This is a genomic window from Pseudomonas sp. 2, from assembly GCF_056627435.1.
This window is the reverse complement of record NZ_JBWXNG010000002.1, coordinates 486,777-499,978: the sequence shown is the minus strand read 5'-3', so window position 1 is coordinate 499,978 and position 13,202 is coordinate 486,777. Positions and strand designations below refer to the sequence as shown.

The 13,202-nt window shown below is 60.9% G+C and carries 17 protein-coding genes; 9 read left to right on the top strand and 8 right to left on the bottom strand.

What is annotated here, in order from left to right:
- From ptsN to AC1MEK_RS05195, 8 genes are all read right to left on the bottom strand, one after another.
- The gene (ptsN, locus tag AC1MEK_RS05230) at positions 1-465 is read right to left on the bottom strand and encodes a PTS IIA-like nitrogen regulatory protein PtsN (protein WP_480395189.1); all 465 of its coding nucleotides are present in this window, start codon (positions 463-465) and stop codon (positions 1-3) included.
- A gap of 12 nt (positions 466-477) precedes the next feature.
- Entirely contained in the window at positions 478-786 is a 309-nt protein-coding gene (gene hpf / locus AC1MEK_RS05225) for a ribosome hibernation-promoting factor, HPF/YfiA family (RefSeq protein WP_003377554.1), read from the bottom strand.
- A 77-nt stretch (positions 787-863) separates the two neighbouring features.
- On the bottom strand, positions 864-2,366 hold the full coding sequence (locus AC1MEK_RS05220) for an RNA polymerase factor sigma-54 (protein ID WP_480395188.1): 1,503 nt from the start codon (positions 2,364-2,366) through the stop codon (positions 864-866).
- Positions 2,367-2,552: 186 nt separating this feature from the next.
- Positions 2,553-3,278, bottom strand: coding sequence for an LPS export ABC transporter ATP-binding protein (gene lptB / locus AC1MEK_RS05215; protein ID WP_480395187.1), 726 nt, complete (start codon positions 3,276-3,278; stop codon positions 2,553-2,555).
- Positions 3,278-3,826: a lipopolysaccharide transport periplasmic protein LptA gene (lptA, locus tag AC1MEK_RS05210; RefSeq protein WP_480395186.1), complete on the bottom strand. Its 549-nt coding sequence runs from the start codon at positions 3,824-3,826 to the stop codon at positions 3,278-3,280. Before lptA ends, lptB begins: the two co-directional genes overlap by 1 nt.
- Entirely contained in the window at positions 3,813-4,385 is a 573-nt protein-coding gene (gene lptC / locus AC1MEK_RS05205) for an LPS export ABC transporter periplasmic protein LptC (protein WP_480395185.1), read from the bottom strand. The genes lptA and lptC overlap by 14 nt, the downstream gene beginning before the upstream one ends.
- 10 nt (positions 4,386-4,395) lie before the next feature.
- Positions 4,396-4,929 (bottom strand): KdsC family phosphatase, encoded by a 534-nt coding sequence (locus AC1MEK_RS05200; RefSeq protein WP_480395184.1) that lies wholly within the window; start codon positions 4,927-4,929, stop codon positions 4,396-4,398.
- Entirely contained in the window at positions 4,929-5,903 is a 975-nt protein-coding gene (locus AC1MEK_RS05195) for a KpsF/GutQ family sugar-phosphate isomerase (protein ID WP_480395183.1), read from the bottom strand. Before AC1MEK_RS05195 ends, AC1MEK_RS05200 begins: the two co-directional genes overlap by 1 nt.
- A 311-nt stretch (positions 5,904-6,214) precedes the next feature.
- Here AC1MEK_RS05195 and AC1MEK_RS05190 point away from each other — a divergent pair, with 311 nt between their 5' ends.
- The 9 genes from AC1MEK_RS05190 (at position 6,215) to hisD (ending at position 13,200) form a co-directional block, all read left to right on the top strand.
- Positions 6,215-7,024 (top strand): ATP-binding cassette domain-containing protein, encoded by an 810-nt coding sequence (locus AC1MEK_RS05190; protein ID WP_480395182.1) that lies wholly within the window; start codon positions 6,215-6,217, stop codon positions 7,022-7,024.
- Positions 7,024-7,821, top strand: a complete 798-nt coding sequence (mlaE, locus tag AC1MEK_RS05185) for a lipid asymmetry maintenance ABC transporter permease subunit MlaE (RefSeq protein ID WP_480395181.1) — start codon at positions 7,024-7,026, stop codon at positions 7,819-7,821. The genes AC1MEK_RS05190 and mlaE overlap by 1 nt, the downstream gene beginning before the upstream one ends.
- On the top strand, positions 7,821-8,288 hold the full coding sequence (mlaD, locus tag AC1MEK_RS05180) for an outer membrane lipid asymmetry maintenance protein MlaD (protein ID WP_480395180.1): 468 nt from the start codon (positions 7,821-7,823) through the stop codon (positions 8,286-8,288). The genes mlaE and mlaD overlap by 1 nt, the downstream gene beginning before the upstream one ends.
- 11 nt (positions 8,289-8,299) lie before the next feature.
- Positions 8,300-8,956, top strand: coding sequence for an MlaC/ttg2D family ABC transporter substrate-binding protein (locus tag AC1MEK_RS05175; protein ID WP_480395179.1), 657 nt, complete (start codon positions 8,300-8,302; stop codon positions 8,954-8,956).
- Positions 8,953-9,258 carry an STAS domain-containing protein gene (locus AC1MEK_RS05170; protein ID WP_480395178.1) on the top strand — a complete coding sequence of 102 codons (306 nt, stop codon included), beginning with the start codon at positions 8,953-8,955 and terminating at the stop codon, positions 9,256-9,258. The genes AC1MEK_RS05175 and AC1MEK_RS05170 overlap by 4 nt, the downstream gene beginning before the upstream one ends.
- Before the next feature lie 115 nt (positions 9,259-9,373).
- Complete coding sequence (locus AC1MEK_RS05165) at positions 9,374-9,613, top strand: BolA family protein (protein ID WP_480395177.1); 240 nt, start codon at positions 9,374-9,376, stop codon at positions 9,611-9,613.
- 25 nt (positions 9,614-9,638) lie between these two features.
- Positions 9,639-10,904 carry a UDP-N-acetylglucosamine 1-carboxyvinyltransferase gene (gene murA, locus AC1MEK_RS05160; RefSeq protein WP_480395176.1) on the top strand — a complete coding sequence of 422 codons (1,266 nt, stop codon included), beginning with the start codon at positions 9,639-9,641 and terminating at the stop codon, positions 10,902-10,904.
- Between the two features lie 179 nt (positions 10,905-11,083).
- Positions 11,084-11,719 carry an ATP phosphoribosyltransferase gene (gene hisG / locus AC1MEK_RS05155; protein ID WP_480395175.1) on the top strand — a complete coding sequence of 212 codons (636 nt, stop codon included), beginning with the start codon at positions 11,084-11,086 and terminating at the stop codon, positions 11,717-11,719.
- 152 nt (positions 11,720-11,871) lie between these two features.
- Complete coding sequence (gene hisD / locus AC1MEK_RS05150; RefSeq protein WP_480395174.1) at positions 11,872-13,200, top strand: histidinol dehydrogenase; 1,329 nt, start codon at positions 11,872-11,874, stop codon at positions 13,198-13,200.
- Positions 13,201-13,202 lie beyond the last annotated feature (2 nt).

Sequence of the window (13,202 nt, the reverse complement as noted above, 5' to 3'; positions counted from 1 at the left end):
TCAGTGACCGTTCTGCACGCGCAGGACGACGTTGTACAGCTCGTCGCTGCTCTTGGCGCCGCGCAGGCTGGCGCGCACATCGGCACGGTCGAGCATGCTGGCGATCTGGCGAAGCAATTCGAGGTGTGCGTCGGTTGCGGCCTCGGGGACCAGCAGCACGAACAGCAGGTCGACCGGCGCGCCGTCGATGGCGTCGAAGTCGACCGGTTTTTCCAGGTGCAGCACCGCGCTCACCGGGGCCTGGCAGCCCTTGAAGCGGCAGTGGGGAATGGCGATCCCATTGCCAAAACCGGTAGAGCCCAGTTTTTCACGGGCCAGAAGGCTCTCGTAGACGTCTTGCCAGTCGAAGTCGGGCACCTGGCGCGCGATCAGTCGGGCAATCTCTTCGAGTACTGCTTTTTTACTGCCGCCTGGCACGTTCACGAAGGAACGGCCAGGGGTCAGGATATTTTCAAGTCGGATCATGGAGGGGGAGTGTCAGCGAGCGGCCGCACCTTTGAGGATGCTTTGCTGCTTTTCCTTATGTTTGAGCAGTTGTCTGTCCAGCTTGTCAGTGAGCAGGTCGATTGCCGCGTACATGTCGTCATGCTCCGCGTTGGCAACCACCTCTCCACCGTGGATATGCAGGGTGGCCTCGATCTTCTGTTTGAGTTTCTCGACGGCCATCGTCACCTGCACGTTGGTAATCTTGTCAAAGTGCCCTTCGAGCTTTTTCAGCTTCAGCTCGACGTACTCGCGCAGGGGCTTGGTCACTTCCAGTTGGTGTCCACTGATGTTGACTTGCATACAGCTTCTCCTTCGTTGCCAGTGCATTAAGAGGCAGGCTTGGGTGCCTGCCACTGGAACGCTGTGGCTCGTGACCTCTACATCAGCCGCTTGCGTTCGCTCGAAGGCGCTATCCCTAGAGATTCGCGGTACTTGGCGACTGTGCGACGGGCCACTTGAATGCCTTGTGCCTCCAGTAAACCAGCGATCTTGCTGTCACTCAACGGCTTTTTCTGATTTTCCGCGGCAACCAGTTTCTTGATGATCGCGCGAATGGCCGTGGACGAGCATTCGCCGCCTTCGGAGGTGCTGACGTGGCTGGAAAAGAAGTATTTCAGTTCGTAGATGCCGCGCGGCGTGTGCATGAACTTTTGCGTCGTGACGCGCGAGATCGTCGACTCGTGCATGCCCACCGCTTCGGCGATGTCGTGCAGGACCAGCGGCTTCATCGCCTCGTCGCCGTACTCCAGGAAACCGCGCTGATGCTCGACGATTTGCGTCGCGACCTTCATCAGAGTTTCGTTGCGGCTTTGCAGGCTCTTGATGAACCAGCGCGCTTCCTGCAGCTGGTTACGCATGAAGGTGTTGTCGGCGCTGGTGTCGGCGCGGCGCACGAAGCCTGCGTACTGCGGGTTGACGCGCAGGCGCGGCACGGCTTCCTGGTTCAGCTCCACCAGCCAGCGCTCGTTGTCCTTGCGCACGATCACGTCAGGCACCACGTACTCGGCTTCGGTGGATTCGATCTGCGAACCGGGGCGCGGGTTGAGGCTCTGCACCAGCTCGATGACCTGGCGCAGGTCATCTTCCTTGAGCTTCATGCGGCGCATCAGTTGCGAGTAGTCGCGGCTGCCCAAGAGGTCGATGTAGTCACTGACCAAGCGCTGGGCTTCGGTCAGCCATGGCGTCTTGGCGGGCAGCTGGCGCAATTGCAGTAGCAGGCATTCGCTCAGGGTACGAGCGCCGATGCCAGCCGGCTCGAACTGTTGAATGCGGTGCAGGACGGCTTCGATTTCGTCCAGCTCGATGTCCAGCTCCGGGTCGAACGCATCGAGCAGTTCTTCCAGCGATTCGTCCAGATAGCCCTGGTTGTTGATGCAGTCGATCAGGGTCACGGCGATCAGGCGATCGGTGTCGGACATCGGCGCCAGGTTCAGTTGCCACAGCAGGTGACTCTGCAGGCTTTCGCCGGCCGAGGTGCGGGTGGTGAAGTCCCACTCGTCATCGTCGTTGCTGGGCAAGCTGCTGGCGCTGGTCTGGTAGATGTCTTCCCAGGCGGTGTCGACCGGCAATTCGTTGGGAATGCGCTCGCTGTCGCCCCATTCGCCGTCTTCGAGATTGTCGACGGTGGAGGTGGTCGATTCCTGGTACGTCGGTTCCTGAACGTCAGCGGCGGGTTTTGCTTCGATGTTGTCGGCCATCGGGTCGGCGTTATCGAAGTCGTCGCCTTCTTCCTGGCGTTCCAGCATGGGATTGGACTCCAGTGCCTCCTGGATTTCCTGTTGGAGATCCAGCGTAGACAGTTGGAGCAAGCGGATGGCCTGTTGCAGCTGCGGTGTCATCGTCAGCTGCTGGCCCATTCTCAAGACTAGCGAAGGTTTCATGGCAGGGACTTAACACCTTGTTCGCCGGCGCATGTGCGCCATCCACTACTGGGCGCCGGAGCGCCAAATTAAGCAAATTATATGCCTGAAACCGAAGTGTTTGCCTAGGGTGTTGTGACAATTAATGCGAGGTTGGCGATGAGGCGTATGCAGCAAGCGCCGGCCAACCCCTTGTCATCGCCGCAATTACAGGCGGAACTCGTGGCCGAGGTACACTTCCTTGACCAACTGGTTGGCCAGGATGGTTTCAGCGTCACCTTCTGCGATCAGCTGCCCGTCGTTGACGATGTAGGCGGTTTCGCAGATATCGAGGGTCTCGCGCACGTTGTGGTCGGTGATCAGAACGCCGATGCCCTTCGCCTTGAGATGGTAGATGATCTGCTTGATATCGCCCACGGAGATCGGGTCGACACCGGCGAACGGTTCGTCGAGCAGGATGAACTTCGGCGCGGTGGCCAGTGCGCGGGCGATCTCGACACGGCGACGTTCGCCACCGGACAGGCTCATGCCCAGGTTGTCGCGGATGTGAGTGATGTGGAATTCCTGCAGCAGGCTTTCCAGCTCCTTGCGGCGTGCGGCGCGATCGAGTTCCTTGCGGGTCTCCAGGATCGCCATGATGTTGTCCGACACCGACAGCTTGCGGAAGATCGAGGCCTCCTGCGGCAGGTAGCCAATACCGGCGCGAGCGCGGCCGTGCATCGGCTGATGGCTGACATCCTGCTCGTCGATCAGCACGCGGCCCTGGTCGGCCTGCACCAGGCCCACGATCATGTAGAAACAGGTGGTCTTGCCTGCACCGTTGGGGCCCAGGAGGCCGACGATCTGACCACTTTCGATGGACAGGCTGACGTCACGGACGACCTGGCGGCTTTTATAGGCCTTGGCCAGGTGTTGGGCTTTCAGCGTCGCCATTACTGCGCCTTCTGCTGGTCGGTTTTCTTTTTCGGCTGGATCACCATGTCGACGCGTGGACGCGCCTCGGTGACCTTGCTGCCGGTCGCACGGCCGGCGCTGGCCAGCTTGCGCACCGTGTCATAGACGATTTTCTCGCCCTGAGTGGTGTTGTTGTCCTTGTCGACGACCTTGGCCTTGTCGATCAGCACGATACGGTTCTGCGGCGCGTGGTACTGGATGGTCACGCCCCAGCCTTGCACCGGCTTGGGGTCGCCAGCGGTCTGCAACTGCTCGAAGTAGGCCAGGTTGCCCACCGAGGTCACCACGTCGATGTCGCCAGCCGGGGTACGGGTCATGGTCACCTTGTTGCCGGTCACCTTCATCGAGCCCTGGGTGATGATCACGTTACCGGTGTAGGTGGCGATGCCCTGTTTGTCGTCCAGCTGAGCATCGTCGGCTTGAACGCGGATAGGCTGGTCCTGATCGTTTGGCAGAGCCCAGGCGCTCACGCTTCCCAGTGCTGTGCCCAGGCCGAGCAAAATAGGGAGGGTTTTAAGGAGCCTCATACTGTCCTCTTGCATTCGATAGCAGGTGAATCCTGCTTTCTTTTAGATAGGCCTTCATACCCGTACCGGTGCTCACGCCGTTGAAGCCGTCGATTCTAACGGGTTGAGCGGTTTCCGCATATTGCTTCTGAGGGAAGACGGTCATGCGGGTGCTGGTGATGATCGTGGTGCGGTTCTTTTCGTCGGTGCGGTTGATGCGCACCTTGTCGATCAGCTCGACATGATCGCCGCCGGGAGACACCTCGGCGCGCACGCTCTGTACGTGCCACGGGTATTCCGTGCCGCGGTACATCTGCAGCACCGGCGTGGTCATGAGGGTCACGTCGGTGGCCTTCAGGTGCTCGACCTTGTCGGCGGTCAGGTCGTACTGCTGGGTGCCGTCCTCAAGGTACTGGATGCTGTGGGCGTTCAACGCATAGTAGTCGATGGCGCTTTCATCCACGGTGACCTTGGGCTGGTCCATGAAGCTTTCCGGGCTGATGTTCCAGTACCCGGCCGCTGCAAGCAGCACGGCCAGGACGCCGAAGATCAGAAAGGTGCGAATTCTTTTGCTCAGCATAAGTGCGCTTCTATAGATAGGCGGCGTGGGCCGCTTCGAGGTTGCCCTGGGCGTCCAGGATCAGCTCGCAGAATTCTCTGGCGGCACCTTCGCCGCCGCGTGCCTTGGTTACGCCGTGTGCGTGCTCGCGCACGAAACCGGCGGCGTTGGCCACGGCCATGCCCAGGCCTACCCGGCGAATCACCGGCAGGTCAGGCAGGTCGTCACCCAGGTAGGCAACCTGTTCGTAGCTCAGGTTCAGTTGTGCCAGCAGCCCGTCGAGCACCACCAGCTTGTCTTCGCGGCCCTGGTACAGGTGGGCGATGCCCAGGTTTTTCGCGCGACGCTCCACCACCGGGGTCTTGCGGCCGCTGATGATGGCCGTGGTCACGCCCGAGTTGATCAGCATCTTGATGCCTTGACCGTCCAGGGTGTTGAAGGTCTTGAACTCGCTGCCGTCTTCCAGAAAGTAAAGGCGACCATCAGTGAGCACGCCATCGACGTCGAACACTGCCAGCTTGATCTTCTTGCCGCGTTGCATCAGGTCGTTCATATCACCACTCATTACATGACTCCCGCACGCAGCAGATCGCCGAGGTTGAACGCGCCGACAGGATGGTCATTGTCATCGACCACGATCAGTGCGCCGATCTTGTTGTCTTCCATGATTTTAAGGGCTTCGGCCGCGAGCATGTCGGCGCGGACGGTCTTGCCGTGCACGGTCATGACTTCATCGATGGTGGCCTGGCGGATGTCGATCGGGCGATCCAGCGTGCGGCGCAAGTCGCCGTCGGTGAAGATCCCGGCCAGGCGCCCGTCGGTTTCGACAATGGCGGTCATGCCCAGGCCCTTGCGGGTCATTTCCATCAGCGAGTCACGCAGCAAGGTGCCGCGGGCCACTTGCGGCAGCTCGCTGCCGGTGTGCATCACGTGTTCGACTTTCAGCAGCAGGCGACGGCCCAGCGCCCCGCCCGGATGGGAGAAGGCGAAGTCTTCGGCGGTAAAACCGCGCGCATCGAGCAGGGCCACTGCCAGGGCGTCGCCCATCACCAGGGCAGCGGTGGTCGAGGAGGTCGGCGCCAGGTTCAGCGGGCAGGCTTCTTTCTCGACCTGCGCATTGAGGTTGACGTCCGCCGCTTTGGCCAGGGTCGACTCGGGATTGCCGGTCAGGCTGATCAGCTTGATGCCCAGGCGCTTGATCAGCGGCAGCAGGGTCACGATTTCATTGGTGGTGCCCGAGTTCGACAGGGCCAGGATGATGTCGTCGCCGGTGATCATGCCCATGTCACCATGGCTGGCTTCGGCCGGATGGACGAAGAACGCCGGCGTGCCGGTGCTGGCCAGGGTGGCGGCGATCTTCTTGCCGATATGCCCGGATTTGCCCATGCCGACCACTACCACGCGGCCCTTGCTGGCCAGGACCATCTGGCAGGCGCTGACGAAATCGGCGTCGATGTGCGCGAGCAAACCCTCCACGGCCTCTATTTCAAGGCGGATGGTGCATTGTGCCGATTGGATCAGGTCGCGGGCGTCGGTCATGTCTAAAGAGGATCAGTCTGCTGAAAAGGCGGGGATTATACCGGCAATGTTGAAAACCCTCACGCTTCATCGTTGCTTCTTGTTTATAGAAGGTGGCAATTGCGGTTTTTCTGTCCGAAGCAAGCAGTGGCGTCGTAGGAAATTTCACTGTCGTTGCAACTTTTTGTGTCTGGTCGTGACTTGAAGTGCTTGAGCTTTGGCGACGTCAGGGAGCGGTGGTATAGTTCGCCGCTTGTTCGGCCCCTCCAGACAGTGTGTCGTTCTTAAAGGACGCAGCATCTGAGAGACAGGCTGCATCGCAAGGAGTTTAGATGAGTGCCGATAACGCTTACGCGGTCGAACTGAAGGGTGTGTCCTTCAAACGCGGTACGCGCAGCATTTTCAACAATGTCGACATCCGCATTCCGCGGGGCAAGGTCACCGGCATCATGGGGCCGTCGGGCAGTGGCAAGACCACGCTGCTGCGCCTGATGGGCGCGCAGTTGCGCCCCAGCAGCGGCGAAGTCTGGGTCAATGGCCAGAATCTTCCGCAGCTGTCGCGCAGCGATCTGTTCGATGCCCGCAAGCAGATGGGTGTCCTGTTCCAGAGCGGTGCGTTGTTCACCGATCTCGATGTGTTCGAGAACGTGGCCTTTCCGCTGCGGGTCCACACCGAGCTTCCCGAAGACATGATCCGCGACATCGTCCTGCTCAAGTTGCAGGCCGTGGGGTTGCGCGGTGCCGTGGAGCTGATGCCCGACGAGCTGTCGGGTGGCATGAAGCGCCGCGTGGCGCTGGCCAGGGCCATTGCGCTGGATCCGCAGATCCTCATGTACGACGAGCCTTTCGTGGGCCAGGACCCGATCGCCATGGGCGTGCTGGTGCGCCTGATCCGCCTGCTCAACGACGCGCTGGGCATCACCAGTGTGGTGGTCTCCCACGACCTGGCCGAAACCGCCAGCATCGCCGACTACCTCTACGTTGTTGGCGACGGCCAGGTGCTGGGGCAGGGCACGCCGCAGGAATTGATGCAGTCGGATAACCCGCGCATTCGTCAGTTCATGACAGGGGATCCGGACGGCCCTGTGCCCTTTCACTATCCGGCACCGGATTATCGCGAAGATCTGTTGGGGAAGCGCTGATGCGCAGAAAGTCATTGATGGATCGTGTACGCCTGATGGGGCGTTCGGCGATCGATATTGTTGCTGTGCTGGGGCGTTCGGGGATTTTTCTGGTTCATGCCTTGCTGGGGCGGGGCGGAATCGGCGGCGGTTTCCAGTTGCTGGTGCGCCAGCTGTACTCGGTAGGCGTTATGTCGCTGGCGATCATCGTCGTGTCGGGCATTTTCATCGGCATGGTGCTGGCGCTGCAGGGTTTCAGCATCCTGGCCAAATACGGCTCCGAGCAGGCGGTGGGGCAGATGGTTGCCCTGACCCTGCTGCGTGAGCTGGGCCCGGTGGTGACGGCGCTGCTGTTCGCCGGCCGTGCAGGCTCTGCGCTGACCGCTGAAATCGGCAACATGAAATCCACCGAGCAGTTGTCGAGCCTGGAAATGATCGGCGTCGACCCGCTCAAGTACATCGTCGCGCCTCGCCTGTGGGCCGGCTTCATCTCGCTGCCGGTGCTCGCCATCATCTTCAGCGTGGTGGGCATCTGGGGTGGTTCGTGGGTCGCGGTCGACTGGCTGGGCGTCTACGAAGGTTCGTTCTGGGCCAACATGCAGAACAGCGTTTCCTTCCCCAATGATGTGATCAACGGAGTGATCAAGAGCGTTGTCTTCGCTTTCGTGGTCACCTGGATTGCCGTGTTTCAAGGCTATGACTGCGAGCCCACTTCAGAGGGGATCAGTCGCGCCACGACCAAGACCGTGGTCTACGCCTCATTGGCCGTACTGGGCCTGGACTTTATTTTGACCGCCTTGATGTTTGGAGACTTCTGATGCAAAACCGCGCCCTCGAAACCGGTGTCGGCCTGTTCCTGCTGGCCGGCATCCTGGCCTTGCTTCTGCTCGCTCTGCGCGTCAGCGGTCTGAGTGCCAGCACGACCACCGACAGCTATAAACTTTATGCCAATTTCGACAATATCGCCGGTTTGACTGTCAGAGCCAAGGTGACCATGGCCGGTGTGACCATCGGCAAGGTCACGGCAATCGATCTGGACCACGACACCTTCACCGGTCGCGTGACCATGGAAGTGGACAAGCGAGTGAATAATCTGCCTTCGGACTCCACGGCTTCTATTCTCACTGCAGGCTTGCTGGGCGAGAAATACGTCGGCATCAGCGTCGGTGGCGATGACCAGCTGTTGAAGGACGGCAGCACCATCCATGACACGCAATCGTCCCTGGTGCTTGAGGACCTGATCGGTAAATTCCTGCTCAATTCCGTAGGTAAAGACGCCAAATGAGGAGTTTTTTCATGATCTCGATTCTGCGCCGTGGCCTTCTGGTGCTGCTGGCTGCTCTGCCTTTGTTCGCCAATGCGGCAGCGAGCCTGTCCTCCGCTCATGACCTGGTGGACAACACCACCAAGCAGTTGCTGGCGGACCTGGCGGCCAACAAGGAAACATACAAGACCAATCCACAGGCCTTCTACGATGCGCTCAATGGCATTGTTGGCCCGGTCATCGATGCCGACGGCATTTCCAAGAGCATCATGACGGTCAAGTATTCGCGCAACGCAACGCCCGCGCAGATGCAGCGCTTCCAGGAAAACTTCAAACGCAGCCTGATCCAGTTCTACGGCAACGCGCTGCTGGAATACAACAACCAGGGCATCACTGTCGGTTCGGCCAGAGATGATGGCTCCGATCGCGCTTCCGTCGATATGTCGGTCAAGGGCAACAACGGTGCGGTCTATCCGGTTTCCTACACCCTCACCCTCGTCAATGGTGAGTGGAAAGTGCGCAACGTGATCATCAACGGCATCAACATCGGCAAGCTGTTTCGCGATCAGTTCGCCGACGCCATGCAGCGCAACGGCAACAACCTGGACAAGACCATCGACGGCTGGGCCGGCGAAGTCGCCAAGGCCAAGGACGCGACCGAAAACTCGCCTGACAAGGTCGTCAAATGAGTGATGCCTGTGTAACGGCGGTCGGTGGCAGCGAGCTGAAGCTGTTCGGCGTGCTCGACTACCGCACCGGCCCCGAGCTGCGCAAGCAGGGCGCCGAGCTGATCAAGGCCAGCGATTCGCCGACTCTGGTGCTCGACTGTTCGGCCGTGCAGAAATCCAGCAGCGTGGGCCTGGCCCTGCTGCTGGCCTTCATGCGTGACGGCCAGGCCGCCGGCAAGTCGGTCAGCGTTCGCGACCTGCCTGAAGACATGAAAGAAATCGCACAGGTGTCGGGCCTGACCGAACTGTTCGAACAACATTGATTGCCATCATCGATCAAGCCCCTCGTCCGGCACCTGTCAAAGCAGGGTTCGCAACGAGAGGGCTTTTTTGTATCATGGCCGACCCGCGCGCACAGGGCGCCGATTGAGGTTAAGCATGCAGGCCGTAGAAGTTAAAAGCTTCCTTGAAGGTAAGCTGCCAGAAATCCAGGTCGAAGTTGAAGGCGAAGGCTGCAACTTCCAGCTGAACGTGATCAGCGATGAACTGGCTACACTAAGTCCGGTCAAGCGCCAGCAGCAGATCTACACGCATTTGAACCCATGGATCGCCGATGGCAGCATCCACGCGGTCACCATGAAATTCTTCAGCCGCGCTGCCTGGGCCGAGCGCAACTGAGCCACAATTTGGCGTCGAGATCCCAATGGACAAACTGATTATTACTGGCGGCACTCGTCTTGATGGCGAAATCCGCATCTCCGGGGCAAAGAATTCTGCCCTGCCGATTCTCGCAGCCACGTTGCTGGCCGACGCTCCCGTGACCGTCGCCAACCTGCCGCACCTGCACGACATCACCACCATGATCGAGCTGTTCGGCCGCATGGGCATCCAGCCGATCATCGACGAGAAACTGAGCGTCGAAATCGATCCACGCACCATCAAGACCCTCGTCGCGCCGTACGAACTGGTGAAAACCATGCGTGCGTCGATCCTGGTGCTGGGCCCGATGGTTGCCCGTTTCGGTGAGGCCGAAGTCGCGCTGCCTGGCGGTTGCGCCATCGGTTCGCGTCCGGTCGACCTGCACATCCGTGGCCTGGAAGCCATGGGCGCGATCATCGAAGTCGAAGGCGGCTACATCAAGGCCAAGGCGCCAGAAGGCGGCCTGCGCGGTGCGCACTTCTTCTTCGATACCGTCAGCGTGACCGGTACCGAGAACATCATGATGGCCGCGGCCCTGGCCAAGGGCCGCAGCGTGCTGCAGAACGCCGCTCGCGAGCCTGAGGTCGTGGACCTCGCCAACTTCATCAACGCGATGGGCGGCAAGGTTTCCGGCGCGGGCACCGACACCATCACCATCGACGGCGTCGAGCGCCTGGGCAGCGCGACCTACCGCGTCATGCCTGACCGCATCGAGACCGGCACCTATCTGGTCGCCGCTGCCGTGACCGGTGGCCGGGTCAAGGTCAAGGACACCGATCCGACCATTCTCGAAGCCGTTCTCGAAAAACTGCGTGAAGCCGGCGCCCAGATCACCACCGGTGACAACTGGATCGAGCTGGACATGCATGGCAAGCGTCCGAAGGCCGTGAACCTGCGTACCGCACCGTATCCGGCGTTCCCGACCGACATGCAGGCGCAGTTCATCTCGCTGAACGCCATTGCCGAAGGCACCGGCGCGATCATCGAGACGATCTTCGAAAACCGTTTCATGCACGTCTACGAAATGCACCGCATGGGCGCGCAGATCCAGGTCGAGGGCAACACCGCCATCGTCACCGGCTGCGACAAGCTCAAGGGCGCGCCAGTGATGGCGACCGACCTGCGTGCTTCGGCCAGCCTGGTGCTGTCGGCACTGGTGGCTCAGGGCGACACGCTGATCGACCGCATCTACCACATCGACCGTGGTTACGAGTGCATCGAAGAGAAGCTGCAGATGCTGGGCGCGAAAATCCGTCGCGTGCCGGGCTGATAGCAGCCTCGGGCAGCCCGCTGCCTGTGCCGGTTCGGTACAGTCAGCGGGCGCCAGGTTGCAGATTTCAGGTTTGACCATTTGAATCGTTTAACTTCAAGCCCTGCGGTTTGGCTTGAAGACTGTCGGGCGCCCATTGCTTCCCGGCTCGCGCTTGCTGATAAGGACTGACGTTTCCCATGTTGACCATCGCACTGTCCAAGGGCCGAATCCTTGACGACACCCTGCCGCTCCTCGCTGCGGCGGGCATCGTGCCGACCGAGAATCCGGACAAGAGCCGCAAGTTGATCATCCCCACGACGCAGGAAGACGTGCGTCTTCTGATCGTGCGGGCGACCGACGTGCCGACCTACGTCGAGCATGGCGCGGCGGATCTGGGCGTGGCGGGCAAGGACGTGCTGATGGAATACGGCGGCCAGGGCCTCTACGAGCCACTGGACCTGCAGATCGCCCGTTGCAAGCTGATGACCGCCGGTGCCGTCGGCGCTGCCGAACCCCGTGGCCGCCTGCGCGTGGCGACCAAGTTCGTCAACGTTGCCAAGCGTTACTACGCCGAACAAGGCCGTCAGGTCGACATCATCAAGCTGTACGGCTCCATGGAGCTGGCCCCGCTGGTGGGTCTGGCGGACAAGATCATCGACGTGGTCGACACCGGCAACACGCTGCGTGCCAACGGCCTGGAGCCCCAGGAGCTGATCGCTCACATCAGTTCGCGCCTGGTGGTGAACAAGGCGTCGATGAAAATGCAGCACGCCCGCATTCAGTCGCTGATCGATACTCTGCGCACTGCCGTGGAGTCGCGACACCGCGGTTAACTGTTTCGCGCAGCTTTATCTCTTTAAATAAAGTTGCGCACAGCTATCCGTGTCATAGCCAAATTTCTCAGGTGCCTGCGCGGATGGCTTGGTAGCTTAGGCTGCCGCTATTCAAGGCATCTGAGAAAACGCCAATCATCGAGGCTCATGCTATGACCACTTCAAACACCCTTCGCCGACTCAACGCTGCTGACCCGGATTTCGCCCGACATCTGGCTCATCTGCTGAGCTGGGAAAGTGTGTCTGACGACTCGGTCAATCAGCGTGTGCTGGACATCATCAAGAACGTGCGCGAGCGCGGCGACGCGGCGGTGGTGGAATACACTCAGCGCTTCGACGGCGTGCAAGCCGAGTCCATGGCCGACCTGATCCTGCCGCGCGAGCGTCTGGAACTGGCCCTGACCCGCATCACCCCGGCGCAGCGCCAGGCGCTGGAAAAAGCCGCCGACCGCGTACGCAGCTACCACGAACGGCAGAAACAGGATTCCTGGAGCTACACCGAGGCCGACGGCACCGTGCTGGGCCAGAAGGTCACCCCACTGGATCGCGCCGGCCTGTACGTGCCGGGCGGCAAGGCGTCGTACCCGTCTTCGGTACTGATGAACGCGATTCCGGCCAAGGTGGCAGGCGTCGGTGAAGTGGTCATGGTCGTGCCGACCCCGCGTGGCGAGGTCAACGAACTGGTGTTGGCTGCGGCCTGCATCGCCGGCGTGGATCGCGTGTTCACCATCGGTGGCGCCCAGGCCGTCGCGGCGCTGGCCTATGGCACCGAGAGCGTGCCGCAGGTCGACAAGGTCGTCGGCCCGGGCAACATTTATGTGGCCACTGCCAAGCGTCACGTGTTCGGTCAGGTCGGCATCGACATGATCGCCGGCCCCTCGGAAATCCTCGTGGTGTGCGACGGCAAGACCGATCCGGACTGGATCGCCATGGACCTGTTCTCCCAGGCCGAGCACGACGAAGACGCCCAGGCGATTCTGGTCAGCCCTGACGCGGCATTTCTCGACAAGGTCGCTGCAAGCATCGCGAAGCTGATGCCGACCATGGAGCGCGTCGAAATCATCAACACCTCGATCAATGGTCGTGGTGCGCTGATTCAGGTGGCCGACATGGCGCAGGCGATCGAAGTCGCCAACCGCATCGCCCCAGAGCACCTTGAGTTGTCGGTGGAAGACCCGAACGCGTGGCTGTCACAGATTCGTCACGCCGGTGCCATCTTTATGGGCCGTCACACCTCCGAAGCCTTGGGCGACTACTGCGCAGGCCCCAACCACGTATTGCCGACGTCCGGCACTGCGCGTTTCTCCTCGCCGCTGGGGGTTTATGACTTCCAGAAACGTTCTTCGATCATCTTCTGCTCCGAGCAGGGCGCCTCGGAACTGGGCAAGACCGCGTCGGTACTGGCCCGTGGCGAGTCGCTGACCGCCCACGCCCGCAGCGCCGAATACCGGATCAAAGATAACCAACAGGAAGGCAAGTGAGC

Excerpts from the sequence above, each read along its gene's own strand:
- ptsN (WP_480395189.1), bottom strand. The coding sequence starts at position 465 with ATGATCCGACTTGAAAATATCCTGACCCCTGGCCGTTCCTTCGTGAAC.
- hpf (WP_003377554.1), bottom strand. The coding sequence starts at position 786 with ATGCAAGTCAACATCAGTGGACACCAACTGGAAGTGACCAAGCCCCTG.
- AC1MEK_RS05220 (WP_480395188.1), bottom strand. The coding sequence starts at position 2,366 with ATGAAACCTTCGCTAGTCTTGAGAATGGGCCAGCAGCTGACGATGACA.
- lptB (WP_480395187.1), bottom strand. The coding sequence starts at position 3,278 with ATGGCGACGCTGAAAGCCCAACACCTGGCCAAGGCCTATAAAAGCCGC.
- lptA (WP_480395186.1), bottom strand. The coding sequence starts at position 3,826 with ATGAGGCTCCTTAAAACCCTCCCTATTTTGCTCGGCCTGGGCACAGCA.
- lptC (WP_480395185.1), bottom strand. The coding sequence starts at position 4,385 with ATGCTGAGCAAAAGAATTCGCACCTTTCTGATCTTCGGCGTCCTGGCC.
- AC1MEK_RS05200 (WP_480395184.1), bottom strand. The coding sequence starts at position 4,929 with ATGAGTGGTGATATGAACGACCTGATGCAACGCGGCAAGAAGATCAAG.
- AC1MEK_RS05195 (WP_480395183.1), bottom strand. The coding sequence starts at position 5,903 with ATGACCGACGCCCGCGACCTGATCCAATCGGCACAATGCACCATCCGC.
- AC1MEK_RS05190 (WP_480395182.1), top strand. The coding sequence starts at position 6,215 with ATGAGTGCCGATAACGCTTACGCGGTCGAACTGAAGGGTGTGTCCTTC.
- mlaE (WP_480395181.1), top strand. The coding sequence starts at position 7,024 with ATGCGCAGAAAGTCATTGATGGATCGTGTACGCCTGATGGGGCGTTCG.
- mlaD (WP_480395180.1), top strand. The coding sequence starts at position 7,821 with ATGCAAAACCGCGCCCTCGAAACCGGTGTCGGCCTGTTCCTGCTGGCC.
- AC1MEK_RS05175 (WP_480395179.1), top strand. The coding sequence starts at position 8,300 with ATGATCTCGATTCTGCGCCGTGGCCTTCTGGTGCTGCTGGCTGCTCTG.
- AC1MEK_RS05170 (WP_480395178.1), top strand. The coding sequence starts at position 8,953 with ATGAGTGATGCCTGTGTAACGGCGGTCGGTGGCAGCGAGCTGAAGCTG.
- AC1MEK_RS05165 (WP_480395177.1), top strand. The coding sequence starts at position 9,374 with ATGCAGGCCGTAGAAGTTAAAAGCTTCCTTGAAGGTAAGCTGCCAGAA.
- murA (WP_480395176.1), top strand. The coding sequence starts at position 9,639 with ATGGACAAACTGATTATTACTGGCGGCACTCGTCTTGATGGCGAAATC.
- hisG (WP_480395175.1), top strand. The coding sequence starts at position 11,084 with ATGTTGACCATCGCACTGTCCAAGGGCCGAATCCTTGACGACACCCTG.
- hisD (WP_480395174.1), top strand. The coding sequence starts at position 11,872 with ATGACCACTTCAAACACCCTTCGCCGACTCAACGCTGCTGACCCGGAT.